Genomic DNA, 26173 nt, shown 5'->3' with positions numbered 1-26173 from the left:
CAGTCGGCCCTGCAGCCGACACCACCACCGGTTTCCAGTCAGGCCCGGCGCGCTGCAAGGCGCCCATGGCGACAGTCACCGGATCATAATTTCAATGGAGTGGTAAGCCATGAACATCATTGGCCTTGATGCCCTGATTTTTGGCGTCGATGACATTCAAGCCTGCACCGATTGCCTGCGCGACTACGGCCTTGCGCCGGTCGGCGTTGACAGCAACGGCGGGCGTTTCGAAGCGCTGGATGGCACCGCGGTGATTATCCGTCGAGCCGACGATCCTGATTTGCCGGCGGCGATCGGCCCGGCGCCGTCGATTCGCGAGACGGTCTACGGGGTCGCTGCGATCAGCGATCTGGATGCCATCGAAGATGAGCTGGCCCGTGATCGTAGCGTCCGTCGTGATCAGCACGGCGTGCTGCACAGCGTTGACGACATGGGTTTCGCCATCGCTTTTCAGGTCAGCGTACGCAAGCCTTACAGCGCGCCGGATGACCTGACCAACGCCGCCGGCCATGCGCCACAGCGGCCGTTTAACCAGCCGGGCATTACCCTCGATATGGGCGCTGTCCCGCGCACTTTGTCGCACGTGGTGTATTTCGTGCCCGACGCAGCGAAAGCAGAAGCGTTCTACGCCGAGCGTCTGGGTTTTCGCACCACCGACACCTTCATTGGCGCCGGGCCGTTCATGCGCCCGGCAGGCTCTGATGATCACCATTGCCTGTTCATGATCCAGACCCCACCGCACATGAAGGGCTGCGAACACTTCACCTTCCACATGGGCAGTGGCACCGAAGTACTGCTGGCCGGGACGCGTTTCGAGCAAAAAGGCTGGACCAGTTTCTGGGGCCCGGGCCGTCACCTGTTTGGCTCCAACTGGTTCTGGTACTTCAACAGTCCGCTGGGCTGCCACATTGAATACGACGCCGACATGGACAAGCACGATGACGCCTGGGAGGCCCGTCGCGCGCCGCTGTCGGCGGATAACTCGCAGCTGTTCCTGTTCAGCGCCAAAGAAAAATGGGCTCCCGGTGGCCCGCCGCCGAAACTCGGTTGAAGCCGGCGCTGATCATGAGCGCTATTGCGCGGCCATTGTGTCGGCTGGACGAACTGGAGGAGGGCCGGGCGCGCGGATTCGATCCGTTGGCGCAGGGACGCGACAGCGTGTTTGCCCTGCGTCACGACAATCAGGTGCGGGTCTATCGCAACCGTTGTCCGCATCTGGACGTGCGCCTGGAGTATCGCAAGGACCGCTTCCTGTCCGCCGATGGCCAACTGATCGTCTGCTACGCCCACGGCGCGCAATTTCTGCCGGCGACGGGCGAGTGCATCTACGGCCCGTGCCTGGGCCAGAGGCTGGAGGCGCTGCCGTTCTGCGAGAAGGATGGCTGGCTGCTGTTACGAATGCCTGAAGAGTTGCCGCAGCCGGGATAAATCGAGGTATCGCGTACGGCGATACATCGCATCCTTACTCGCGATTAGTCAAATCCCTGCTTTGCCGGGAAGCTTCATCCAACGATGCCGTGCCCGACGCAGCATCGATCACAAGAATAAAAAGAGAGAACACCATGAGTGCAGTGAACAACGTTCTGATCGTGGGCGGTGGTATCGGCGGCTTGTGTGCGGCCATCGCCTTGCGGCGTAAAGGTATCGAGGTCGATCTGATCGAGCTCAAGTCCGAATGGACAGTCTATGGCGTCGGGATTATTCAGCAGAGCAACGTCGTCCGCGAAATGGCCAAACTGGGCGTTCTCGACGGTTATCTCGATGCCGCTTATGCCTTCGAAGACGTCGCTATCTACGGCCCGGGCGGGCAACAACTGGCGCGCATTCCGGGTCAGCGACTGGCCGGTCCGCAGTACCCCGCCAACGTCGGGATTTCCCGTTTGGCTTTGCACAAAGTCCTCAGCGAAACCGCTCTGCAACTCGGCGCCAACGTGCGTTTGGGCCTGAGTGTGGAAGCGCTGGACGACAACGGCACAGAGGTCGATGTGTTGTTTACCGACGGCAATCGCGGCCACTACGACCTGGTGGTCGGTGCCGACGGACTGTTCTCGAAAGTGCGCAGCCTGGTCTTCGGCGATGCCTACACCCCGCGTTTCACTGGTCAGTCGGTGTGGCGCTACAACTTTCCCCGCGCGCCACAAATCGATCATCTGGCCAACTATCAAAGCGCTGACGGCAACGCCGGGCTGGTGCCGCTGGCGGGCAACCTGATGTACCTGTTTCTGACCTCCCACGAACCGTCCAATCCGTGGATGGAACCTGCCGATCTGGCCGCGCAGATGCGCCAGCGCCTGCAAGGCTTTACCGGGCTGATCGGCGAGCTGCGCGAGCAAATCACTGACAACAGCCAGGTCGTCTACAAGCCGATGGAAGTGGTGTTCGTCGATGAGCCGTGGCATCGCGGACGCGTCCTGCTGATCGGCGATGCGGCCCATGCGACCACGCCGCACCTCGGTCAAGGCGCCGGCATGGCCATCGAAGACGCGATTGTGCTCAGCGAAGAGCTCACTCGCGAGCAGTCGGCCACTGCCAGCGTCGAACAGCAGCTGCAGCGCTTCATGGCGCGGCGTTTCGAGCGTTGCAAATACATCAGCGAAAGCTCGGTGCTGGCCGGCGACAAGGAGATGCAGCACGACCGCGCCTTCGATCGCATTGGCCTGGTCAAGCAAATGCTCGCGCGTACAGCCGAGCCGATCTAAGCCCCACCTGCGACGCATCCACAGCAGTTACCACTATAAAAACAAGAGGTTAACGCGATGGTTAGTTCTACGACTGCGGCGCTCGCGCGTCGCCCGGTCTGCTCGTCTGCACCCTTTGGTTTGAGCGTCGCTGCGCTGCTGGTGCTGTGCAGCCAGGCCGCTCAGGCTTTCGACATCGATACTGGCAACCCGGATTTCAAGTTGCGCTGGGACAACACGGTCAAGTACAGCGCTGCCTGGCGCACGCAGAACCCGAGCAGCAAGTTGACCGAAGGTCAGGTGGCGCTCAACCAGGACGATGGTGATCGCGCGTTCAAAAAAGGCCTGATCTCCAATCGCACCGACATCCTCTCGGAGCTGGATCTATCGTTTCAGGACTTCGGCGCACGTTTGAGCGCTGCAGCGTGGTACGACAGCGAGTACCAGGGCAACAACGACAATAACGATCCGTCCCGCGCCAACGCACGTTCCGTGGGCTACGACGAGTTCACCGATGACACCCGTCATTTGCACGGTGGTGACGGCGAAATCCTCGACGCGTTCGTCTACTGGAACGGTGAACTGGCCGACCGTGCAACGTCGGTGCGCGCCGGCCGTCATGGCCTGATCTGGGGCGAGAGCCTGTTCTTCGGCGCCAACGGCATTGCCGGTGGCATGGCCCCGGTTGACGTGGTCAAGGCGCAGTCGGTGCCGAACACGCAGTTCAAGGAAATCACCCGTCCGGTCAATCAACTGTCTGGCACGTTCCAACTGACTGACGACGTATCGCTTGGTGCCTACTACCAACTCGAATGGGAAGAAACACGTCTGCCCGCCGCTGGCAGCTATTTCTCCACCAGCGACACCATTGGCGAAGGCAATGAGCGTTTGATCGTCGGGGCACCGTTTCCGGCATTCCTCGGCGGCAACCCGGCCAGTCCCGCCGCGTTTTTCCACGGTAACGATAAGGAAGCGCGCAGTTCGGGGCAGGGCGGTCTGCAACTGAAATACAGCGCTGAGACCGTCGAGTACGGCCTCTACGCCATCCAGTATCACGACAAGACGCCGAAGCTGTATCTGAAACCGTCGACGGCGGCGCCGAACTTCAGCACCGGACAGATCGGCGAATACTACTGGGTTTACCCCGAAGACATTCGCGCGCTGGGCGCGAGTTTTTCCACCACCGTGGACGAGTACAGCTTCGCCGGTGAAGCATCGATGCGCTGGAACATGCCGCTGGTTTCGAACGGTCAGACCGTGCTGCCCGGCGTCATTGCCGACAACGATGATGACGCGCTGTACGCCGTGGGTCGCACCGCTCACGTCAACTTGAACGTGTTGGCATCGTTTGGCCCCAACTTCCTCGCCCGCGAGTCCGGACTGGTCGGCGAAGTGGCGTGGAACCGCTTGCTCAGCGTCACCAAAAATCGCGCCGCGCTGGACCCGAACGCCACCGATGATGGCCTCGGTTTCAAAGTCGTCTACACGCCGACGTACCGCCAGTTCTTCTCCGGCATCGATATCAGCATTCCCGTTGGCGTGAGTTATTTCCCGCTGGGCAAATCAGCGGTGGTCAGTTCGTTCGGCCCGGACAACGGTGGCGACATCAACATCGGCATCACCGCCACTTACCTCGATCGCGTCACGGCCGGCCTGACCTACACGCATTACTACGGCGCCGAGGACACCAACCTCAACGGCCTCAGCCAGTTCAATTACAAGCAATCGCTGAAGGATCGGGATTACCTCGCCTTCTCCGTCAAGACCACGTTTTAAGAGGACTTGCGCATGACTTCTCACCACCACAATCGCTTCCCACGCCTTACGGCCCTGTGCTTTGCCTTGCTCGGAACGCTGACCGTCCTGAGTCAGGTTGCAACGGCGGCCACCGCAGAAGAGGCGGCCAAACTATCGAGCAGTCTCACGCCAATGGGTGCCGAGCGCGCAGGCAACGCCGACGGCAGCATTCCGGCCTGGCAGGGCGGTTACACCAAGGTCGACCCCGCGTACAAACCGGGCGGCAAACGTAGCGATCCGTTTGCGGCTGACAAGCCGCTGTTCAGCATCACCTCGAAAAACCTGGCGCAATACGCCGCCAAGCTCAGCGATGGCACGAAGGAAATGTTCAAGCGTTTTCCCGACACCTATCGCATCGATGTCTATCCGACCCGTCGCACCGCCGCCGCACCGCAATGGGTGTATGACAACACCCTGAAAAATGCGACACGCGCCAAGCTGGTCGACAGCAGCGCGGGACCTGTGCCCGAAGGTGCGTTTGGCGGTATTCCATTCCCGATTCCGCATAACGGCGCCGAAGCCATGTGGAACCACATCCTCAACTGGCGCGGCACGTCACTGGCCATGCACTTTCGCCATTACCTGATGACCGCAGACGGCAAACAGGTGATGACCACCGACGGCCAGGCGATCCAGGACATGCCGTATTACTACCAGGACGGCACGCCGGAAAGCTTCGCCGGTGATTACTGGCTGTTCCGCCTGCTTAACGTCGGCCCGCCGTTGCGTGCCGGTGAGCAAATCATGGGGCGCACCAATATCAACGGCGACAAGTCCCAGGCCCACGTCTATCTGACCGGCCAGCGCCGCGTGCGCAAGTTGCCGAATGCCTGCTGCGACACACCGACGCCGGCCACCGCCGGGGTGATGTCGTTCGATGAGTTGAGCGTGTTCCAGGGGCGCATCGATCGCTTCGACTGGAAGCTGGTCGGCAAGCAGGAAATGTATATCCCCTACAACACCAACAAGGTCCTGACGGCCGGCAAACCGGAAGACCTGTTTCTGGCCCATCACATGAATCCCGATTACGTGCGCTGGGAGTTGCACCGCGTGTGGGTGGTAGACGCCGAACTCGCGCCGGGCAAGCGTCACCAACTGCCGAAGGGCCGCTACTACCTCGACGAAGACACCTGGCAAGCCATGCTCGGTGATCGCTGGGACGCCAACGGCCAACTCGCCAAAACCTTGTGGTCGCTACCGGCCGTGCTGCCGGATCTGCCAGCGCAGGCGCAGCTGTCTTCGGGTTTCTACGACCTGACCTCCGGCGCCTGGTTTATCCAGAACGTCTACACCGGTCTGCCTGAGCAATACGGTGTGGTCGATCGCTACAAGGCATCTGAATTCTCGCCAGCGGCGATGGCGGGTGCCGGGGTTCGTTGAATCGGGCCGGATCGCGACAGGTGTGGCGATCCGGTTTCACAGGTGGTTTCGAGGTCGGTATGAACAGAATCTGTCAGGTGCTCGGGCGGTTGTTAGCGTTACTGGCGCTGTCTTGTGTATTACCCGTGAGCCAGGCTCAGGCTGCTGTTGTCGGTGATGTATTGCACACCCCGGCGATGCGCGCGCCGCAGGCCCGGCAAGCCGTCCTGCTTGATCTGGCGCGGGCAGGTGCGCGGTTGGTGGCGGTCGGCGAACGCGGCATCGTCTTGCTCTCCGATGACAACGGTATCAATTGGCGGCAGGCGCAGGTGCCGGTGTCCGTCAGCCTTACGGCGGTGCAATTTGTCGATGCGAACACGGGCTGGGCGGTCGGCCATGCCGGTGCGGTGCTGGTCTCCCATGACGGCGGCGAAAACTGGGCGTTGCAGCTTGACGGCAACCGCGCTGCGCAACTGGAATTGCACGCCGCACGCGAGCAACTGCCGACAGCCACTGACCCCGATGCAGCGGCGGCACGCGTGCAAACCGCCGAACGGATGGTCAGCGAAGGCGCGGACAAACCGTTTCTGAGTCTCAAGTTCACCGATGCGCGTCACGGCCTGATCGTCGGCGCCTACGGCCTCGCGTTTACCACCGAGGACGGCGGCGTGAGCTGGCAGTCGCTGATGGGCCATATCGACAATCCGATGGGCGCGCATCTGTATGCCATCGCGCAACAAGGCGAGCGTTGGTTCATCGCTGGCGAGCAAGGTTATGTGGCGCGTTCCGAGGACGGCGGACGATCCTTCGTCGCGCTCGACAGCCCGTACAGCGGCAGCTTTTTCGCCCTGCAAGTACGCGATGACGGCACGCTGCTGGCGGCAGGCCTGAAAGGCAACGCGTTCATTTCCACCGACGGCGGCAACAGCTTCGTGCCCGCGCCCGTACCGATGCCGGTGTCCTTCAGTGAAGCGATCCGCACCGCTGACGGCCAGCTGTTGTTGGTCAATCAGGCGGGCGCAATGTTTCGCACCACGGGCGACGCACCAACCCTGCAGCCTTTCGGCAAACCGCTGGGCAAACCGATTTCCAGTGTCGTGCAGGCCGCCGATGGCAGCCTGGTGCTGGCCGGTTTCACCGGGGTGACGCGCCTGGCGTCGCCCACTGCTACAGCTTCGGAGTGAGGTTATGAAACCATTCGACAACGCCACGGCCAGCCTGGCGAGTTTCGACCCGCGCTCCGGCTCGGTCGTGGAACGCACTTTGTTCAATCACCGGTTGTGGGTGTTGCTGGTGTGCCTGGTGACCACGCTTTTCCTGGGCTATCAGGCCACGCGCGTCGAGCTGAACGCCAGTTTCGAAAAGATGATTCCCACGCAACAACCTTACATCGCCAATTATCTGCAACATCAAAAGCAGCTCAGCGGTCTGGGCAACTCCTTGCGCATCGTCGTCGCCAATCGCCAGGGCGATATCTACGACGCTGAGTATCTGAAAACCCTACAGGCCTTGAGCGACAAGCTGTACCTGCTGCCCGGCGTCGACCGTGCCTACATGAAGTCGCTGTGGACGCCGGCAACGCGTTGGGTCGCAGTGACTGAAGACGGACTGGATGGCGGCCCGGTGATCCCGGACGATTACGCCGGCACCCCGGCCAGTCTCGAGGCCTTGCGCCGCAACGTGCAGCGCTCCAACGAGCTCGGCCAACTGGTCGCGTTCGATCAAACCTCGAGCATCATTTACGTGCCGTTACTGGCGACGACCGCTGACGGCCAAGCGCTGAATTACTCGGTGCTGTCGGAGCAACTGGAAGCGTTGCGCAGCGAGTACCAGAACGACAGGATCGACATTCACATCACCGGTTTCGCGAAAAAGGTCGGCGACCTGATTGCCGGGCTCAAGCAGATCCTGTTGTTCTTCGCCGTCGCGATCCTGATCACCACCGCCGTGCTGTTCTGGTACACGCGCTGCCTGCGCAGCACGTTGCTCGTGGTGTTCTGTTCGCTGGTGGCGGTGGTCTGGCAACTGGGTCTGTTGCCGTTGCTCGACTATCAACTGGATCCGTATTCGGTGCTGGTGCCGTTTCTGGTGTTCGCCATCGGCATGAGCCATGGCGCGCAGAAGATGAACGGCATCATGCAGGACATCGGTCGCGGCATGCACCGGGTCGTTGCCGCACGCTTCACCTTCCGCCGACTGTTTCTCGCCGGGCTGACGGCATTGCTCTGCGACGCAGTGGGTTTTGCCGTGCTGATGCTGATCAAGATCCAGGTGATTCAGGATCTGGCGGTGATCGCCAGTATCGGTGTGGCGGTGCTGATTTTCACCAATCTGATTCTGCTGCCGGTGTTGCTGTCCTATGTCGGCGTAACGCCACGAGCGGCGCAATTGAGTCTGAAGAGCGAGCAGAACGATCAGGCCGGCGCGCGGCGTCATGGCTTCTGGCGTTTTCTCGATCTGTTTACCCGACGTCGCTGGGCCAGCCTGTGCATTGCCATCAGCCTGGCGCTGGCAGCATTGGGCTTTGTGGTCAGCCTGCAATTGAAGATCGGTGATCTGGATGCCGGCGCACCGGAGCTGCGGGCCGACTCACGCTACAACCAGGACGATGCGTTTCTGACCCGGCATTACGGCGCCAGCAGTGATTTGTTCGCAGTGATGGTCAAGACCCCGGCCGGACAATGTGCGCGTTACGACATCCTCGCCAAAGTCGATGCGCTGGACTGGCAACTGCGTGCGCTGCCGGGGGTGGATTCGATCAATTCGCTGGCCTTGCTCAACCGGCGCATGCTGGTCGGCCTCAGCGAAGGCAGCGCCAAGTGGTACGAGCTGCAGAACAATCAGGCGATGCTCAACATGATCACCGCCAGTGCGCCACGCGGCTTGTACAACGAGGATTGCAGCCTGCTCACGCTGTACGCCTACCTCACTGACCACAAGGCTGAAACGCTGACGCGGCTGGTCGATCACGTTGAGCAATTCGCAGCTGCCAATAACGATAAGGATGTGCAGTTCCTGCTGGCGGCGGGCAATGCCGGCATCGAAGCGGCGACCAATATCGTGGTCAAGCAGGCCAACCGCGAGATGCTCTTCTGGGTTTACGGGGCGGTGATCGTCCTGTGCCTGATCACCTTCCGTTCGTGGCGCGCCACGCTGTGCGCGGTAATTCCGCTGATGGTCACCTCGATTCTCTGCGAAGCATTGATGGTCTGGCTGAACATCGGCGTGAAAGTCGCGACGTTGCCGGTCATCGCGTTGGGTGTCGGCATTGGTGTCGACTATGCGTTGTACGTGATGAGCATCCTGCTCGGTCATCTGCGCCAGGGTGCAAGCCTGTCAGAAGCCTATTACCGCGCGCTGGTGTCCACCGGCAAAGTGGTGATGCTCACCGGCATCACGCTCGCCATTGGCGTGGCCACGTGGATCTTCTCGCCGATCAAATTCCAGGCCGACATGGGCGTGCTGCTGGCGTTCATGTTCGTCTGGAACATGGTCGGCGCGCTCCTGCTATTGCCAGCGCTGGCGTACTTCCTGCTGCCTGCTCGGCGCACGAACACTGACGCAGAAACGCCGGCGGAGGCCATCAATCTGGCCGTGCCGTCGCGAGCCGTAGCGCTAGATGTTCATCAATCGCGTCATCGGGAGACCTGTTATGGCCGTTGAGTCTTCATTGGAAAACAGCGGCCGCCGCGCCGGTTTGGCGCAATCGTTGCTGTTGCTGCTCGGCAGCTGTCTGCCGGTGCTTGGCGCGGTATTGCTCGCACCGGTGTTACCGCGCATGCAGGCCCATTTTGCCGAGGTCGCAGGCAGCATGGTGCTGGTGCCGATCGTGCTGACGTTGCCGGCATTGATGATTGCATTACTGGCACCGTTTGCCGGGGTCATCGCTGATCGGCTCGGGCGCAAACCGCTGTTGTTGGCGAGCATGGCCCTGTACACGCTCTGCGGTGTGCTTCCACTTTGGCTGGATTCGCTGCCGGCGATTGTCGCCAGCCGCGCCGGCATCGGTCTGGCAGAGGCGGGGATCATGACCTGCTGCACCACGCTGATGGGCGACTACTACAGCGGCGCCCGACGTGAGCGCTTGTTCGCCTTGCAAATGGTCGCGACGTCGCTCTCTGCTGCGGTGTTTATCGCCTTGGGTGGCTTTCTCGGCCAGGACGACTGGCGCACGCCGTTTGCCCTGTACGCAGTCGGGCTGATCTTCCTGCCGCTGATGGCGTGGAAACTCTGGGAACCGCAACCCCGCGTGCAACCGGCAGCAACGGTGTCGGTGCCAGTCCAGCGCCTGTTTCCGTGGCGCGCACTGACGCCCCTGTATGCGTTGTCGCTGCTCGCGGGCCTGAGCCTGTTCATCGTGCCGGTGCAGGCCGGCTACTTGCTCAACTTGTTGCACGTGGATGCGCCGCAGCAGATCGGCATGACCATGGGTGCCAATCAACTCGGTGTGCTTGTCGGGGCCTTGAGTTTCCGTTTGTTGAGCGGCTTGCGCAGCCAGCATCTGTTGCTGATTGCCTATGGCCTGGCCGGCATCGGCGGCCTGTTGATGGCCGCTGCCGGCAGCCACGCGCAAGTGGTGGTCGCGGTCCTGGTCAACGGTCTGGGCATCGGCCTGATGTTGCCGACGTTGATCACCTGGATCATGGCGCAAGTCGGTTTTGCTCAGCGTGGGCGAGCGGCGGGGTGCTTCACCGCTGCGATTTTTGCCGGCGAGTTCATCAGCCCGCTGGTGGTGCTCGCCATCACCGCCGGGGCTTCCACGGCGTTGCCGCAAGCGTTGACCATGATCGGTTGGCTGCAACTGGTCGTGGCGCTGTTTTGTCTGTCCGTGCCGAGGCTCGGTGGTCTGTTGATCCGCAGCCATGTCGGCGGTCACGACTCCATCGGCAACGGCCATTGAACGAGGATCTTCCATGCAAGTGCTTCCCCCATTCAAACGCGTGGTCACCGGGCATGATGCCCACGGCCGAGCCGTCGTCGCCAGTCACGGAGCAACTGCCAACGTCTTCGCACTGCAAGCGGTGCCAGGCACGGTGTTTCATGAAATATGGAACAGCAGCGGCAGTCCGGCACTGCTCGACAATGCCGATGATCCAACCAGCAAACCTTTACAACTGAGCCCCGGCCCGCTGGGCAGTGTGATTCGTGTCGTCGACATTCCGCCAGACAGCGTGCAGAACCAGGTCAGTGATGCCGCTGCTGCGGCCGCATTTGCCGAGATTGGCCAGGCGCATGCCGGCACCGCTCAGGCGAACTCGCGGCACAAACTGATGCATCGCACCGAAACTCTCGATTACGGCATCGTCACCGAAGGCGAAGTCTGGCTGGTGCTCGACGAGACAGAAGTCCACCTCAAACGCGGCGACGTGGTGGTTCAACGCGGCACCAATCACGCGTGGAGCAACCGCACCGAGGCCATGGCACGCATTGTCTTTATCCTGCTGGACGGGCGTTTCGCCGCTGAACTGCAAAACCGCCCGGGAGAAAAATCATGAAGCTCGCAACCCTAAAGAACGGCAACCGTGACGGCCAATTGGTGGTGGTTTCGCGTGACATGGCCCGGGCGCTGGACGCCCGTTCGGTAGCGCCGACCTTGCAACAAGCCATCGAAAACTGGGCTGAAGCCGAGCCGCGTTTGCAGGCCCTGGCGCGTGAGCTTGAAAACCACGATTGCCGCGAGGCCTTTGCCTTCGACCCCGCGCAGGCGATGGCACCGTTGCCGCGTGCTTATCAATGGTGCGACGGTTCGGCGTTTCTCAGTCACGGCGCATTGATGCAGAAAGCGTTCAATCTCGAGCCGATCGAAGGCGCTGACCGCACGCCGTTGATGTATCAGGGCGCCGGTGATGACTTCATCGGCGCACACGATGACATCGAACTGCCGAGCGAAAGCCAGGGCATCGATTTCGAAGGCGAATTTGTCGTGCTGGTCGATGATGTGCCGATGGGCTGTTCGGCCGAGAGCGCGTTGCAGCACATCAAACTGATCCTGCAGATCAACGATGTCAGCCTGCGGGCACTGGCTCCGCGTGAAATGCGCACCGGTTTTGGATTTCTGCAAGCCAAACCGTCCTCCAGTTTTGCCCCGTTGGCGATTACCCCGGATGAACTCGGCGAAGCCTGGCGAGACGGTCGCGTCAATCTGCCCCTGCAAGTGCACTGGAACGGCGAGTGGTTTGGCCAGCCGCACGGCGCACAGATGAACTTTCATTTTGGCCAACTGATCGCTCACGGGGCCCTGACCCGTCGCCTGCGCGCCGGCACGCTGATCGGTTCCGGCACGGTGTCGAACGCCGAGCGCAACGTCGGCTCGGCGTGCATCGCCGAACGTCGGGCCATTGAGATGATCGAGCAGGGCGCACCGGTGACAGGCTTTATGCGTTTCGGCGATCGCGTGCGCATGGACGTCACCGGCAGCGATGGTCAGTCACTGTTTGGTGCGATCGATCAACGCGTCGTCAAAGCCCACGGCTAAGGAACGCCCATGCGTGTACTGATTACCGGAGCCAATGGCTTTGTCGGTCGCGAACTGCTGCGTTGTCTGCTCGCGCGCGGCAGTTTGCGCGGGCAAGTCATTCGTTCGTTGCTGGTACTGGACACCGACGTCCAAGGCCTGCCAGACGATCCGCGCCTGCGTCGGCACAGCGGCAGCGTGACGGATGCGGCGTTGATGCGCCGTGTCTTGGCCGATGGCATTGATGTGGTGTTTCACCTGGTCAGCATTCCCGGCGGAGCGGCGGAGGCGCATTACGAATCGGGTTATCAGGTCAACCTGCTGGCCAGCCTCGAACTGCTCGATCAACTGCGCAACAAGGCACGTCCACCGGTGCTGGTGTATGCCAGCAGCGTTGCGGTGTATGGCGCTGATCTGCCGGCGAAGATGAACGAGCAGACTGAACTGCACCCGCAATTGTCGTACGGCACACACAAGATGATGGTCGAGCGTGCGCTGATCGATCTGGGTCGGCGCGCTGAAGTCGATGGACGCGCGGTGCGCCTGCCGGGGATTGTCGCGCGCCCGCGTGAACCCAACGGTTTGCGCTCGGCCTTCATGAGCGACTTGATGCGTGCTTTTGCCGAGGGCGCAGACTATTGCTGCCCGGTGTCGCCGCAAGCGACGGCGTGGTGGATGTCGGCGCGCTGTTGCGTGAACAACCTGATCCACGCCGCCGAGCTGGATGACGCCGCCGCGCAACAGCGGGTCTGGCAACTGCCGGTGCTGCATTTGTCCATCGCCCAGGTCATCGATGCACTGGCGGTAACTTACGGCGAGCAACGCCGTGCGTTGATCAGTTTCGCCGCTGACCTTGACCTCGAAACCCTGTTCGGGCGCATGCCGCCCCTGAAAACCCCGCAGGCCCGCGCTGCTGGCTTCAGCCATGACGGCAACGTCGCCACACTTATTCGCAACGCCCTCAATCCAGTCCCTTATCGGCCTCTGCCGTTGAACGGAGATACGCCTCATGTCACAGCCCATCCAGCGTAAACGTCGTCTGGTCGACCTTTCGGTGACCCTCGATAACAACCCGTATACAGACCCGCCGCCGCTGTTGCCGAAAATCGATTACATGGACCACCAGCAAGGCTGGCCGGAAATGGCCGCGATGTTCCCGGGGTTGCAGCTTGAACAGATGCCCGGCAATGAATCGTGGGCCGCCGAGCGTTTGCAGATCACCACCCACAGTGGCACCCACATGGACGCCCCGTGGCATTACGCCTCGACCACTGATGGCGGCGAGCCGGCGTTTGGCATTGATGAGTTGCCGCTGGACTGGTGCTTGCAGCCGGGGGTCAAACTGGATTTTCGCCATTTGCCCGACGGTCACGTGGTGACGGCTGAAGAGGTCGAAGCGGAACTGGCGCGTATCGAGCACACGTTGCAACCGCTCGATATCGTGCTGGTCAACACCCGCGCCGGGGCACTGTTTGGCCAGCCGGGTTATCTCGATGCCGGCATCGGCATGGGGCGCGAAGCGACGATGTACTTGCTGGAACGCGGCGTGCGCGTGGTCGGCACGGATGCCTGGAGCTGGGACGCGCCGTTCAAATACACCCGTGAGCGTTTTGCCGCCAGCGGCGATGCCTCGATCATCTGGGAAGGGCACAAGGCCGGGCGCGATATCGGCTACGGGCAAATGGAAAAACTGGCCAACCTCGAATCCCTGCCAGCGATCGGCTTCACGGTGTCGTGTTTTCCTTACAAGATCCGTCATGCGTCAGCAGGTTTTGTGCGTGCGGTGGCTATTTTCGAAGAGTGAGTTCCGGACACTCCTTCAACAACAATAAGAGAAAAACGATGGCTCTATCGCGATTACCGCTGACGGCACTTTTTTGCGCCCTGGCAATGGGCGGCGGCGTGGCCATGTCGGCCAGCCAACCGAATATTCTGCTGATTGTGGCGGACGATCTCGGCTACTCGGATCTGGGCAGTTATGGCGGCGAGATTCACACCCCCAGGCTGGATGAACTGGCTCAACAGGGCGTGCAATTCACCAGCATGTACGCGGCGCCGACCTGTTCCATCACTCGATCGATGTTGCTGTCCGGCACTGACAATCACTTGGTCGGACTGGGCTCCATGGCCGAAGCATTGCAACCGTTTCAACAGGGTAAACCGGGGTATGAGGGGTACCTGAATAGCCGGGCCTATTCGGTTGCCGAAACCTGGACAAATACCGCGGCCGTTTCGATCAAGGCTACGACACCGTGCGCTCATCGCGCATTGATCGGCTGAAAAAGCTCGGCCTGGTGGACAAAGACTTTCAGCCAGCGCAACCGTTGCCCGTTAACCCACGGCTGCCCGGTTGGCAGCAACTTACGGCTGAGCAGCAGAAAGTCGAAGCGCGGAAAATGGAAATCTACGCGGCAATGGTCGACAACCTCGATCACAACATTGGCCGGGTTATCGACTACCTGCGCCAAAGCGGCCAGTACGACAACACGATGATCGTGTTCATGTCCGACAACGGCGCGGCGGCGGAAAACCATGCGCAGTTCTATCCGCCCGGCGTGAACACCGATAACAGCCTGGCCAATCTGGGCCAGCGCGGCTCGCAGATCGACTATGGATTGCGCTGGGCGGAAGTCAGTGCGGCGCCTTTTCACTTGTTCAAGGGCACCACGGCCGAAGGCGGAATCAGTGTGCCGGCGATCATTCAACTGCCCAAGACACTGCGTCGTCAGGGCGTAGAAAGGGGCGTGGCGCGGGTGGATGATCTGGCGCCGACGTTCCTTGATTTGGCGGGCATCGCCTTGCCGAGCGAAGCGGACAAACACCCGATTACCGGCCGATCCATCCTGCCCATGCTCGAAGGCAAGAGCAGCCCTCACGACGCTGAAAGTCTGGCCGGAGAGTTGTTCGGTAATGCTTATTATCGTGAGGGCAATCTCAAATTGTTGGGCATGCGCCCGCAAACGGGGTTCGGCGACCATGCGCAGCCGCCGCAATGGCAGTTGTTTGATGTTGCGCAGGACCGTGGTGAAACCCATGACCTGGCGGCCGCTCAACCGCAGACGGTCGAACGGCTCAAAGTCGCATGGCTCAAGTATGCCGAGCGGGTCGGCGTAGCATTTCCGCCGCGCTAGCACGGCAGAGGCTTTGCACACAGTGGACGGCGTTTACCGCCGCCACTGTTTTGCGGCCATCAAACCGTCGGATTGCGCAGTCGCTCGATGATTCTGCGGGCACGATTGGCTCCGACATCGACATGAATATCAATCATCGGGCGCGTACCGAACCGGCACATGTTCTGGTACTGCGCTTCGATCACCACTTTGTCTTCGTCGAACGTCAATCGCGTCTGATGCAGAACTTTGGCTGTGACGGCCTCGGGATCATGTTCAGGGTTTGTAGCCATGGTCCAAAAGTAGTGGCTTGAAGTGTCTGTTTCCGGCGTTACGCCGTGAAAGCCGCGCATATGAAACCCACCTCGATCCGGGTTGTTCAAATCGTCCGTGCCCGCGTCTATCGCGCCGGTCCAGATGCGCAGGTGATTGAAGTGAAATTCGATCTCCTGCCAGCGGTCGATGTTGCCTTTGAACGGGTAGGCCGCAGTGTAGGTCGGCGGCGGAACGGAATCGGGCATGTGGCGAACCACGCGAACCATTGAGTCATCACCATCGACGTTCATCTTCGCGTTCATATGAATGCTGGCGTTGCCGCCAATGGTGTGCAGATGAACATAGCCCAGGTGACTGAGATCCATGAGGTTGTCGTGGATGAGTTGATAGGGCGCGTCGTAGTGATAGACATCACCGTCGAACAGGTATTTACCGCTGCTGTGCACGTCGTAGACCGGTGGTGCGAATGTCGGCTCGGGATGCTCGGCGCTGCCGAACCAGATCCAGATGATCTGATCCTGCTCCCGGACAGGGTAGGCAGGCACTTTGGCTTTGCTCGGGATCTTGTCCTGGCCGGGAATTTCAATGCATTTACCGCCTTCATCAAATAGCAGACCGTGGTAACCGCAGCGCAATCCGCGTGCTTCCACCGTGCCGCCGGACAGCGGCAGTGCGCGATGGCAGCAGCGGTCTTCAAGCGCGGCGACCTGGTTATCTGCCGTGCGGAAAAGCACCACGGGTTTATTCAGTAACGTGCGGCCAAGGGGCTGGTCTTTCAGCTCGCGGCTCAAGGCCGCGACATACCATTGATTGAGGGGGAAGCTCGGCGCAGTGGCCGGGGCAATTTCATGGGCGAGGAGGTGGGCAGCGGTAGTCATGATGTTCTCCGGCGAGCGGTCGAGGCTCGGTTCAGGTCAAAGATCCAATACCAGTCGGGGCGATTTGGCACGTGAGCAGCACGGGGTGAAACGGTCATTGGCAGCGTGTTCTGCAGCCGTCATGAACTGGTCACGGTGATCGCCAATGCCTTCGAGCAAACCCGTGACACAGGTGCCGCAGATGCCTTGCTCGCACGATGACTCGATGGCGATCCCGGCCTCATCGAGCACTTCGAAAACAGTGCGATCGGCGGGGATGTAAAAAATCTGCCCTGTGCTCGCCAGCTGAACTTCGAAGGGCAAATCAGCGCTTGCATCGACAGGTGCGGCGGCGAAGAACTCTCTGTGCACACGATCTTCGGGCCAGCCAGCGGCCTGCGCGGTGTCGAGGATGAAATTCATGAAGCCGGCCGGGCCACATACGTAGAGGTGAGTCGCGGTGTCTGGCGCGGCGAGGAGGGCGGTTGCATCGAGCTTCTGTTCGGGCGATCCGCTGTCGTCATGCAAGTGCACGTGGTTGGCGAACGGCGCTTGCTCGAGCAATCGGATAAACGCGGCGCGTTCGCTGGATCGAAAGCTGTAATGCAGCTCGAAATCCGCGCCTTGATGATTAAGCTCATGGGCCATTGCCAGCATCGGCGTAATGCCAATACCGCCGCCAAACAGCAGGTGGCGCTTGGCTGAATCAGCGAGTGGAAAGAGGTTGCGGGGGGCGCTGATGCTGAGTGTCTGGCCTTGGCTGATGGTGTCGTGCATCGCAGTGGAACCACCGCGGGAGGCGGGATCCTTCAGCACACTGATTACGTAGCGATGATGTTCTTTTGAGTCATTGCACAGCGAGTATTGCCGGGTGAGGCCGCCGGCAATGTGGATGTCGATGTGAGCACCGGCATTGAACGGTGGTAACGGCCGGCCGTCTGCTGCGCACAGCTCAAAACTGCAAATACCCTCGGCCTCGACGACCTTGCGGGTGACGTTGACTTGAAGCATGACTTCTCCCTCCACATTGAAGTGGCTGCTGAAAACGAAAGGGGGGCTTGCGGGTGACGAATCAGCCAGGCAAGAAGAAGTAGAAAGGGTGGGTAATCATGGGCGCCAAGAAAGGGCACGGGTGGGGAGCGTTCATAAGCAAGACCTGTTAATTATTTTTTTGAGGTTGTGCTACGGCGTATCATGCGGCGCATCGTCCGCAATGACAGGCTGAGTGAATCCTCAGATAATTTAGTTGCGGTGTCAACCAAATTGCAGGATCTTCGATCTACGGTGTTTTCTCGATGGCTACCGATACAAAACTGAACCTGTCGCGTTATGTACCTGGCCTGGTGACATTCCTGGCGAACAAACTCGCCACCGGGGCTTCCCAGTGCTACCGCAAACACTTCGGAATCGGCGTGGTTGAATGGCGGATGCTGTCGATGCTCGCCGTTGAATCCGACATCACCGCCAATCGAATCTGCCAGGCGATCGGTCTCGACAAGAGCGCTGTCAGTCGTTCATTGCAGACACTGGAAGCAGCGGGGCGGATCACCAGTCAGCTGGATCCCAAGGATGCGCGGCGTTACACCGTGCGATTGACGGCCAGCGGCAAAGAACTGCATGACCGCGTGCTCAAAGTTGCACTTGAGCGAGAAGCGCGACTGCTCAGCGGATTGACCCCGGCTGAGGTCGACACGTTGATTGACTTGCTTGGGCGCCTGCATCTGCAAGTGCCTAATGTGAACAGTTACGACCCGAGTGAGGAGTGAGTCGCGGCAGACTAGCGTGAAATCGGCGTTGGGGGCTGCTGCCCGACGCGAGTTGGCGGGCTGCTGATATTTGGTCATTGGATCAGAGGTTGTAGACCGTCCAAAAGGCTGGGAGGCTAGCGTGACATTTACCATAAGGACATGCCGAAATGAGCTCAGGAAAAATCCTCGTCACAGGTGCGGCAGGAAAGATCGGCAATGCTTTTTGGCAAGAGCGCGACGATAAATCAGATTTGCGTTTGGCCGATCTAGACGTAACAGCACTTCCGGACTCGGCACAGCGTTTCACTCTCGATGTCACGGATCAAGCCAGTTGCCTTCGAGCTTGCGAAGGTATCCATACTGTCATCCATCTAGCTGCTGACCCAAATCCAGACGCCGATTTCATGGCCTCACTGCTTCCAGTGAACATTGTGGGCACTTACAACATGCTGTTCGCCGCAAAGGCACAAGGCTGCAAGCGCTTCATATTTGCGAGCAGTGCCCAAGTGATCGAAGGATATCCAACGGATGTTCAGATACAGGAATGCATGGCACCTAAACCAGGCAATCTCTACGGCGTCAGCAAGGCGTTTGGAGAAGCTTTGGCTTCGATGTATGCAAACGATGGACAGATGACAACCATCGCAGTTCGTATTGCCAACGTAGCCAAATTTCAACAAGGGGAGACCCACAGTCCCAGAGACGTCGCGGCCTTCATCAGTTTTAGAGATGTTGTCGCGCTACTCAATAATTGCGTTGAAGCCGAGCTAAAGGGATTCCACGTTATTCATGGGGTCTCAGATAACCGCTATAAGCGCCTCTCTATTGATCAGAGTAGAAAAATTGTCGGATATGCTCCCATTGATGATGGGTTTGAGATTTTGGAAGGAGGCGCTCAATCTGATTGAACGCAAACTTCCTCTGAGAAGGTCACCGTGATGCGCCGGGAAAACGTGCTGGTTTAATGATTGGAAGCGTTGCTCAGTTGCTGAAGCTCAAGTTGCCTGGCAGCACTGGCTTCCAGAGTGGCGCGCTCTTCATCCAGATACCGATAAACACCTTGGAGGTTGGCGATTTTCTGTTTGATGTCGGCCATCTTCTTTTCAATCAGCTTCGCGCCTTCAGCACAATCGATCAGCTTGTTCCGCTGAGCATCCAGAATCTCGCCTATTTCCCCCAGAGAAAATCCCATGCTTTGCGCGCGCTGGATAAAGTCCAGATCCTGCAGAGTTTGCTCGTTGTAAACGCGATAGTTGTTGGTTTGCCGTAGGGGGGAGATCAGGCCGATTTGCTCGTAATAGCGCAACGTATGACGGCTGGCGCCGCTGCGCGCTTCGAGTTCGCCGATTTTCATGGAAACACCGCTTGACTGTAGAGTGGGGTCGATACTTTACGCTTGATTTCTCACCTTCAACAAGGAACAGGGAAATGGGCGTGGAGTGCTTTGTCACAGGCGGGACGGGTTTCGTCGGTCAACATTTAGTGGCGAACCTGAGTGCAAAAGGTCACACCGTTCGGGTGTTGATGCGTCGCCCGGAGCGACTGGCTGCCTTGCGCGAGCAAGTCGATCATTTGGGCGGGTGCGCAACCCGGGTATTCGCCGTCGCTGGCGATCTGGAGCAAGTCAACCTCGGGCTGAGCGTTGCTGACCGAGAAGTGCTGAGGCGCGCCAGCGTCATGTTCCACTTGGGCGCGCACTTCGCATGGGGGCTTTCAGTGGAGCACTCTCGTGCGGTGAACGTAGAAGGGGCAAAGCGCGTGGCGCTGTTGGCGGCTGAGCAAAAAAGCCGTTTAGTGATGATCGGCGGCTACATGCTGAAAAATCATGAACATCTACAACGCATCGGCATTGACCCTCGTTATCCGGAGCGGACGAATTGGCCTGCCGTCTACCGGCGTGTCGGTGGTTACGAGGGAAGCAAGCTGGAGGCGCATTTTGCGACCCTGGAGGTCATGTCAGCCAAGGGCGGGGAGATTACTGTTGTCCACCCTGCGACGGTCTGTGGCCACAGCCGCACGGGGCATATCCTTGACGGTCAGCCGCTGGTGGAGCTGATACGCAACCTTGTGCAGGGCAAGTTGACTGCGGTGCCCGGCACCGCCAGGCACTGGCTGCCACTGGTGACCGTGGATTACCTGGCTGAACTGGTGGCAGTTTGTGCGTTTGATCCTGCCATGGCGGGTCAGGAACTGCTGGCGCTTGATGACCAGACGCCAAACCTGCGAGAGCTCCTGGCACAGGTTGCACAACCGTTGGGATTAAAGTCTCCCAAGCATCACATTTCACTTCGATTACTGAAACTGCTACTGAGTATTCCTCCCGTAGCGAGGTTCTTGAATTCAAAACCCGAAGCCCTGGATTTTATCCAGACCACTCGTTTTAATACGGCGGCGGTTGAGCAATTTGCCAACAGGCACGGAATAGCCAAACCGGATATACGTCAGTCTCTGCAGCACACTGCCATGTTCGTCAACGCGTATTGCATCGCCAAAGGCCAGGCCCTCTGACCGTTGGCGACATGACGGCGAATAGCACTCTATCGGTATTAGTCGGCTGTTCGTGTGCTCAAACTTTGCGCCGTCGATACAGGGCGGCTTTCAATCGAACGACCATTCAGCGACAGGGATCGTCATCCATGCAATCGACTTTCAGGAAAGGCGTCATATTTGCACTCTCCGCTGCGGCACTGAACGCAACGATCGGGGTACTCAGCAAAATACTCATGAGTAATGGTTTCACCTCTACCAGTGTTGCTGTCATCAAGACCGTACTGGGTTGCGTGCTTCTCTCGATTCTGTTGTTTTTCCTCAAGCGCCCGGCGACATCGACCAAATGGACGCAGGCGGCTGTCTGCGCGTTTCTTGGCATCTTTGTGCTGTTCCATTTCGAAACGTCCGCCTATCGACACTACGCTGCGGCAGGTGTTGTGGTGGTGCTGATGGCCAGCGCCTCAATTTCCTCGATCATTCTGGGGCGCATTTTCCTCAAGGACGCGATCACCGCGAACGCTACTGTTGGCGCCACACTGGCTATCGCCGGAATCTCGGTGATCTTCGGCGGCGACTTGCAGCAGGGCTTTACATTGCAAGGTGCTGCGCTCGCCGCCGTGGCCGGTTCCGGCTATGGCGCCTTTTCGGTGGCCATGAAGCATATGGGGGTGTCGGGGGGACTGCACTTCACCCGGCAATTGCTGTTCTTTGGCAGCCTGTACTTGCTGATGCCGGCTGCCGCCGATGGTTTTGTAATAGGCGAGTTGTCGCCGATGGCGATCGCCGCGCTGCTGGCGTTGGCCACGCTGCCGACAATCCTGGGCTTCTTCTGCACGACCAAGGCCATCGAGTATCTCAAGCCATCCCAAGTACAAGCGCTGGAATTGACCGAGCCACTGTTTGCCGCGCTGCTGGCGTTTGTGGCGCTCAATGAAATACCGCGCGAAAGCCTCTATGCGGGAGCGGTGCTGATCATAGTCGGCCTGTGTTTCTCCAATGAACTCATACGCTTGGGCAGCAAAGGTTCCGCCCCTTCGACCGAGTGAGGCTATTCGGATCCTGATTACGTGCGGTCCAAGAAGAATGCGATGAAGAGAAAAGCAAGAAAGGCTGAAGTTCTGGCTGGAAAAACCGGGGCCCAGTCCAAAGCTGACAGTGGTGGGTATGCGGTTGCTTCGATGCTTTTCAATGAAGATCATCAGAACTCGACAAGGAGACGTCCCCCATGACCAAACCAATGCTTCATTTGATGTCAGGCAAGATTGCATCCGGTAAATCGACGTTGGCCAAGGCCTTGGCGTCTGAACGGTCGGCTATTTTGATGAGTGAGGATTATTGGCTCTCAAGGCTTTACCCTGATCAGATCCAATCAGTGGCCGATTACGTGAGGCTTGCGCGTCAGATTCGGGCACTGGTGGGCCCGCTTGTCATCGATGTGCTGAAGGCTGGCGTGACTGTGGTTCTGGATTTCCCGGCCAACACGCCAGAGGATCGGCTGTGGTTACGCGGTCTGGCTGACGCTGCCGAAATTCCCCACTGTTTCCACTACATCGAAGTGGATGATGAGACCTGTCGGGGCAGGCTACATCGGCGCAATGGCCGCGCCGAGCATGAGTTTGCAGCAAGCGACGCTGAGTTTGATTTGATAACGAGCTACTTTCGTGCTCCAGATACGAATGAGGGGATACGGATTGAAATTCACCGATACTGAAGGGCGGTCATATTGCTTGGAGTGAGTTATCTGTAACGTCTGCTTCTGGCGGCGCAGGTGATCGTTGATGAGAGGGGTAACCATGAACAACAGCCGAACTGCACTGGTCACTGGTGCAACCAAAGGGATCGGTTTTGCACTCAGTACTCAGTTGAATCAGGCAGGCTGGAATGTGGTCGGCATCGCCAGGCATCCGGTTGATGATTTTCCCGGGAAGCTGTTGCTCTGTGATTTAAGCGATGCTCAGCAAACGAGGAAAATGCTTGAGAAACTCCTGGAACGGACCTCTATTGATGCCGTCGTCAATAACGCAGGTGTTGCGTCTGCGCAAAGCCTGGAAACGCTTGAACTCGAAACACTCCAAAACGTTTTTGACCTGAATGTCAGAGCCTCGGTACAAATCACCCAGGCTTGCCTGCCGTCTCTGAAGCGATCGTCTGCGGGACGCATCGTGAATGTGTGCAGCCGTGCCATTTTTGGCGCCCGGGACAGAACCGCTTACGCTGCCGCAAAAAGTGCATTGGTGGGGGTCACGCGTACGTGGGCACTTGAGTTGGCGCCCATTGGCATTACGGTCAATGCAGTCGCACCGGGCCCCATAGACACCGAGCTTTTCCGAAAAAACCGTCCCGTGGGAAGTGAGGGTGAGCGTCAGATACTCTCCACCATTCCGATGCAAAGACTGGGCACGCCATCAGAAGTGGCCTCGCTGATTACCTTCCTGCTGAGCGAGGGAGCATCCTTCGTTACCGGCCAGGTGATCAGCGTCGATGGGGGAGGGAGTCTCGGTGGCAAATAGCGATACGAAGAAGATTTCCGGCCTTCGTTCCATCCCGGTTTCAAGTTGTGAGGCCTCATGAATGTAAGCCGCGCCAACGTCGCAGACTTTGTCTACTTTCTCGCCATTGCCCGCCATCAAAGTTTTAATCGCGCAGGCAAAGAGGTGGGCATCAGCGCTTCCGCCTTGAGCCACGTAATGAAGAGGGGGAAACCTGATGGGTAAACGTTTATTAGGAGTGGTGGCATTGGCTGGATTACTGGCAGGACAAGCGCTGGCCGCCGAGGAAAATGGCTTGGTGGTGCGCATCGCGCAACTCGAAATCGATCCTGCACAGGTTGCGGCCTATCAAGCCGCAGTCAAGGAAGAGATAACAGAGTCGACCCGAACAGAGCCGGGCGTCATATCAATCTACGCCGTCGCCGAAGTCGACCGCCCGAACTGGTTTCATTTCTTCGAAATCTACGCCAGCGATTCGGCATACCGAAGCCATATCGAATCGCCGCACTTCAAAAAGTACGCTGCCACTACCAAGTCGATGATTGTGTCAAAGCGCTTGATTGAAACCGCGCCAATCGAGCTAAGCCCCCGGCCTGCGCCGTAACCGGCCAATTCGAAAGTTATTGGCGCGCTGCGCAAGCTGATTTTTTAAATGGAGGAAAGTGATGAAAAATTTGAAGGTGATGGCGATCTGATGAGGTTTTGCATTGAGGGTAGGGCAGCGCTGTCATGATTGCCTGGAGATACCACCGGCGTAGTGAATTTCAAAAGCATTGGCACGAGCATGGACCTTTATTTTTTAGAAATCATGTTTAACTACACTAAATGGTCGTTTAGTCGAGTTAACGTAAAATAGCATCATGTTCGACGGAGAAGAGACCATGATCAAGCGCGAGGCCAAAGTTGGATACATTATTAGAACGCTGGATCTGCAGCCTCACCTCGAAGGTGGCTATTTCCGCAGAACCTATCAAGCCGATCATCGCGACCCACTCGAAACCCCCAGCGGTCCACGGTATCTGATGACCTCGATTTACTATCTGCTGGATCAGCAATCACCGGTGGGCCAGTTTCATTTCAATCGATCCGACATCCTGCATTATTTCCACCTGGGCGACGCCATTGAGTACAGCCTGATTCATGCTGACGGCTCGTTGCAGACATTGGTGATGGGCGCCGACATTCTGGCAGGACAGCTTTTGCAATTACACGTACCGGGTGGAATATGGAAAGCTTCACGGTTGCTCGAAGGCGAAAACGGATTTGGGCTGATCAGCGAAGCCGTTTCGCCAGGATTTGATTTTGCCGATATGGAAATGGGTGATCGGCAGAAACTCACGCAGCAATTCCCACAGCATCGAACGCTGATTGAAAAGCTGACGCGTGATGAGGGTTGAGCGCCGTCGAATTCAAGGAAAAGCTGTGGATCGGATTCAGGGCGATTCTGCAGGTTGCAATCCACTGTGCAACCGGGCTGATCTGGTAACACCTTGTTACGTGTAATGTATATTATGTTAAATCATGTATTAAGCTGCGCGCCCTAGCAGCAACGCCTGTCTCCATTTCGACAAACACCCCAGCACCTTGTAGATCTCATCAACCACCTGCATCTTCGCATCTTCAATCGTTCCCTCGTTACGACATAAAACCCAGTCGTGATCTGCAACCGCGTGCTTAAACATCATCAGCGCGTCGCTGCCTCTTGCTGATACTCCCGAGGCGTACAACCCAACTCCCGTCGAAACACCGTGTGCAGATACTGCGCAGACTTAAACCCACAACTGCGCGCAACGTCAGCAATCACCGAATCGCAACTTGTCAGGCCCTTGGTAGCCGCTGCCAATTTGAAACGCAGAATCTCGTCATGCACGCTACAGCCTCGCTCCGCACGAAAATGCGCTTCAAGTGACGAACGCGACACACCGACATAAGCCGCGACCTGTGCCGTTTTGATGCCCTGGCAAGCATATTGGCGAATAAACAGCAGCGCCTGCATAACGTACGGATTGCCCAATGGTTGGTGCAAACTCGACACCTGCACGTTGACCGCATCCGGCGGGATCAGGATCTGCGTGCCGGTGGATGGCATGCCGTGCAGCATCTGGTGCAGCAATTGCGCGGCGGTTCGGCCCATGGTTTCCGTGCCCTGAATGACTGAGCTCAGCGGCACTCGAGTCAGGCTGCGGGTCAGCGGATCATTGTCGATGCCGATCAATGCCACCTGCTCCGGCACGGCAATGCCGGCGGTCAGGCAGGCTTGCAGCAACTGGCGCGCACGGGCGTCGCTGACGGCGATGATGCCGATGGGTTTGGGCAGGCTGTGCAGCCAGGCGATCAGTTGTTCGACGGCGCTGTCCCAGAGCGGCGCGCTGGTGCCCATGCCGCGATAGATTTCGCCGTGCAGGCCGTCGCGTTTCATCAGTTTGCGAAAGGCTTTTTCCCGCTCCTGTGCCCAACGATTGGCTTGCGCTTCCGGCAGGCTGAAGCAGGCAAAACGCTGCAGTCCCGCCTCGATCAAGTGCGTGTAAGCCAGTGTCATCAGCGCATTGTTATCGGTGGCGACGTAGGGAATCGCTTTCGGATAGGCACGTTTATCCTCGTACGAACCCCCTACCGCTACCACGGGCATCTGGATATCGGCCAGCGCCTCGCCAATCAGCGGATCGTCGAAATCGGCAATGATCCCGTCCCCCTGCCAGCGCTCGATGCCTTTCAAGCGACAGAGAAAATCCTCCTCGAGAAACAGGTCCCAAGAGGCTCGGGTACTGCTCAGGTAGTTGCCGATGCCGCTGATGATGCCACGGTCGTAGATCTTGCTGCCGTTGAACAACAGGGCGATGCGGTGAACAGGCGGTACGGTTTTCATTGTTTTTACGCTTGTCCCGGGCCCCTTTTCACAGAGGCGATTGGCACAG

General features: G+C 58.9%; 24 protein-coding genes and 2 pseudogenes. 22 read left to right on the top strand and 4 right to left on the bottom strand.

Annotated elements, in window-relative coordinates:
- The first annotated feature begins 109 nt into the window (after nt 1-109).
- The 13 genes and pseudogenes from F8N44_RS03915 (at nt 110) to F8N44_RS03855 (ending at nt 15419) form a co-directional block, all read left to right on the top strand.
- A complete protein-coding gene (locus F8N44_RS03915) occupies nt 110-1051 on the top strand; it encodes a VOC family protein (protein ID WP_150649387.1) in 942 nt (313 codons plus the stop codon).
- A gap of 14 nt (nt 1052-1065) precedes the next feature.
- The gene (locus F8N44_RS03910) at nt 1066-1428 is read left to right on the top strand and encodes a Rieske (2Fe-2S) protein (protein WP_150649386.1); all 363 of its coding nucleotides are present in this window, start codon (nt 1066-1068) and stop codon (nt 1426-1428) included.
- Between the two features lie 134 nt (nt 1429-1562).
- Complete coding sequence (locus tag F8N44_RS03905) at nt 1563-2699, top strand: FAD-dependent oxidoreductase (RefSeq protein ID WP_150649385.1); 1137 nt, start codon at nt 1563-1565, stop codon at nt 2697-2699.
- A 57-nt stretch (nt 2700-2756) separates the two neighbouring features.
- Nucleotides 2757-4454, top strand: coding sequence for a DUF1302 domain-containing protein (locus F8N44_RS03900; RefSeq protein WP_150649384.1), 1698 nt, complete (start codon nt 2757-2759; stop codon nt 4452-4454).
- Nucleotides 4455-4466: 12 nt separating this feature from the next.
- On the top strand, nt 4467-5855 hold the full coding sequence (locus F8N44_RS03895) for a DUF1329 domain-containing protein (RefSeq protein ID WP_150649383.1): 1389 nt from the start codon (nt 4467-4469) through the stop codon (nt 5853-5855).
- Nucleotides 5856-5914: 59 nt separating this feature from the next.
- The gene (locus F8N44_RS03890; protein WP_150649382.1) at nt 5915-7018 is read left to right on the top strand and encodes a WD40/YVTN/BNR-like repeat-containing protein; all 1104 of its coding nucleotides are present in this window, start codon (nt 5915-5917) and stop codon (nt 7016-7018) included.
- A gap of 4 nt (nt 7019-7022) precedes the next feature.
- Nucleotides 7023-9497, top strand: a complete 2475-nt coding sequence (locus F8N44_RS03885; protein ID WP_150649381.1) for an efflux RND transporter permease subunit — start codon at nt 7023-7025, stop codon at nt 9495-9497.
- The gene (locus tag F8N44_RS03880; protein WP_150649380.1) at nt 9487-10734 is read left to right on the top strand and encodes an MFS transporter; all 1248 of its coding nucleotides are present in this window, start codon (nt 9487-9489) and stop codon (nt 10732-10734) included. The genes F8N44_RS03885 and F8N44_RS03880 overlap by 11 nt, the downstream gene beginning before the upstream one ends.
- A gap of 13 nt (nt 10735-10747) precedes the next feature.
- Nucleotides 10748-11329, top strand: a complete 582-nt coding sequence (locus F8N44_RS03875; protein ID WP_150649379.1) for a cupin domain-containing protein — start codon at nt 10748-10750, stop codon at nt 11327-11329.
- Complete coding sequence (locus F8N44_RS03870) at nt 11326-12309, top strand: fumarylacetoacetate hydrolase family protein (protein WP_150649378.1); 984 nt, start codon at nt 11326-11328, stop codon at nt 12307-12309. Before F8N44_RS03875 ends, F8N44_RS03870 begins: the two co-directional genes overlap by 4 nt.
- A gap of 9 nt (nt 12310-12318) precedes the next feature.
- The gene (locus tag F8N44_RS03865) at nt 12319-13320 is read left to right on the top strand and encodes an NAD-dependent epimerase/dehydratase family protein (RefSeq protein ID WP_150649377.1); all 1002 of its coding nucleotides are present in this window, start codon (nt 12319-12321) and stop codon (nt 13318-13320) included.
- Complete coding sequence (locus tag F8N44_RS03860; RefSeq protein ID WP_150649376.1) at nt 13298-14092, top strand: cyclase family protein; 795 nt, start codon at nt 13298-13300, stop codon at nt 14090-14092. The genes F8N44_RS03865 and F8N44_RS03860 overlap by 23 nt, the downstream gene beginning before the upstream one ends.
- Before the next feature lie 38 nt (nt 14093-14130).
- Nucleotides 14131-15419: pseudogene (locus tag F8N44_RS03855) on the top strand (sulfatase-like hydrolase/transferase).
- A 59-nt stretch (nt 15420-15478) separates the two neighbouring features.
- Here F8N44_RS03855 and F8N44_RS03850 read toward each other — a convergent pair.
- Both F8N44_RS03850 and F8N44_RS03845 read right to left on the bottom strand, forming a co-directional pair.
- Entirely contained in the window at nt 15479-16552 is a 1074-nt protein-coding gene (locus F8N44_RS03850) for an aromatic ring-hydroxylating dioxygenase subunit alpha (protein ID WP_150649375.1), read from the bottom strand.
- 36 nt (nt 16553-16588) lie between these two features.
- Entirely contained in the window at nt 16589-17542 is a 954-nt protein-coding gene (locus tag F8N44_RS03845; RefSeq protein ID WP_150649374.1) for a PDR/VanB family oxidoreductase, read from the bottom strand.
- A 284-nt stretch (nt 17543-17826) separates the two neighbouring features.
- Between F8N44_RS03845 and F8N44_RS03840 the strand changes: the two genes are divergently transcribed.
- Together F8N44_RS03840 and F8N44_RS03835 are read left to right on the top strand one after the other, a co-directional pair.
- Entirely contained in the window at nt 17827-18297 is a 471-nt protein-coding gene (locus F8N44_RS03840; RefSeq protein ID WP_150649373.1) for a MarR family winged helix-turn-helix transcriptional regulator, read from the top strand.
- 149 nt (nt 18298-18446) lie between these two features.
- Nucleotides 18447-19187 carry an NAD-dependent epimerase/dehydratase family protein gene (locus F8N44_RS03835; protein WP_077572849.1) on the top strand — a complete coding sequence of 247 codons (741 nt, stop codon included), beginning with the start codon at nt 18447-18449 and terminating at the stop codon, nt 19185-19187.
- A 53-nt stretch (nt 19188-19240) separates the two neighbouring features.
- Here F8N44_RS03835 and F8N44_RS03830 read toward each other — a convergent pair whose 3' ends face one another.
- Nucleotides 19241-19633, bottom strand: a complete 393-nt coding sequence (locus F8N44_RS03830) for a MerR family transcriptional regulator (protein WP_150649372.1) — start codon at nt 19631-19633, stop codon at nt 19241-19243.
- A 74-nt stretch (nt 19634-19707) separates the two neighbouring features.
- Between F8N44_RS03830 and F8N44_RS03825 the strand changes: the two genes are divergently transcribed.
- The 7 genes and pseudogenes from F8N44_RS03825 to F8N44_RS03795 all read left to right on the top strand — a co-directional run bounded on the left by F8N44_RS03825 (nt 19708) and on the right by F8N44_RS03795 (nt 24655).
- Entirely contained in the window at nt 19708-20787 is a 1080-nt protein-coding gene (locus F8N44_RS03825) for an SDR family oxidoreductase (protein WP_150649371.1), read from the top strand.
- Nucleotides 20788-20915: 128 nt separating this feature from the next.
- Nucleotides 20916-21815, top strand: coding sequence for a DMT family transporter (locus F8N44_RS03820; RefSeq protein ID WP_150649370.1), 900 nt, complete (start codon nt 20916-20918; stop codon nt 21813-21815).
- Between the two features lie 179 nt (nt 21816-21994).
- Complete coding sequence (locus tag F8N44_RS03815) at nt 21995-22480, top strand: AAA family ATPase (protein WP_150649369.1); 486 nt, start codon at nt 21995-21997, stop codon at nt 22478-22480.
- A gap of 82 nt (nt 22481-22562) precedes the next feature.
- A complete protein-coding gene (locus F8N44_RS03810) occupies nt 22563-23279 on the top strand; it encodes an SDR family oxidoreductase (RefSeq protein WP_095049093.1) in 717 nt (238 codons plus the stop codon).
- 57 nt (nt 23280-23336) lie between these two features.
- Nucleotides 23337-23462: pseudogene (locus F8N44_RS03805) on the top strand (helix-turn-helix domain-containing protein); the annotation flags it as partial.
- A 13-nt stretch (nt 23463-23475) separates the two neighbouring features.
- Complete coding sequence (locus F8N44_RS03800) at nt 23476-23862, top strand: putative quinol monooxygenase (RefSeq protein ID WP_150649368.1); 387 nt, start codon at nt 23476-23478, stop codon at nt 23860-23862.
- 277 nt (nt 23863-24139) lie between these two features.
- Complete coding sequence (locus F8N44_RS03795; RefSeq protein ID WP_150649367.1) at nt 24140-24655, top strand: cupin domain-containing protein; 516 nt, start codon at nt 24140-24142, stop codon at nt 24653-24655.
- Nucleotides 24656-24942: 287 nt separating this feature from the next.
- On the opposite strand, the gene F8N44_RS03790 is transcribed toward F8N44_RS03795, so the two are convergent.
- On the bottom strand, nt 24943-26124 hold the full coding sequence (locus F8N44_RS03790; RefSeq protein ID WP_150649366.1) for a XylR family transcriptional regulator: 1182 nt from the start codon (nt 26122-26124) through the stop codon (nt 24943-24945).
- Nucleotides 26125-26173: the final 49 nt, after the last annotated feature.

The organism is Pseudomonas fluorescens, assembly GCF_902497745.1.
Classification (GTDB): domain Bacteria; phylum Pseudomonadota; class Gammaproteobacteria; order Pseudomonadales; family Pseudomonadaceae; genus Aquipseudomonas; species Aquipseudomonas fluorescens_BM.
Note: the sequence above shows the minus strand (reverse complement) of the source record. Positions and strands in the feature narration are given on the sequence as shown.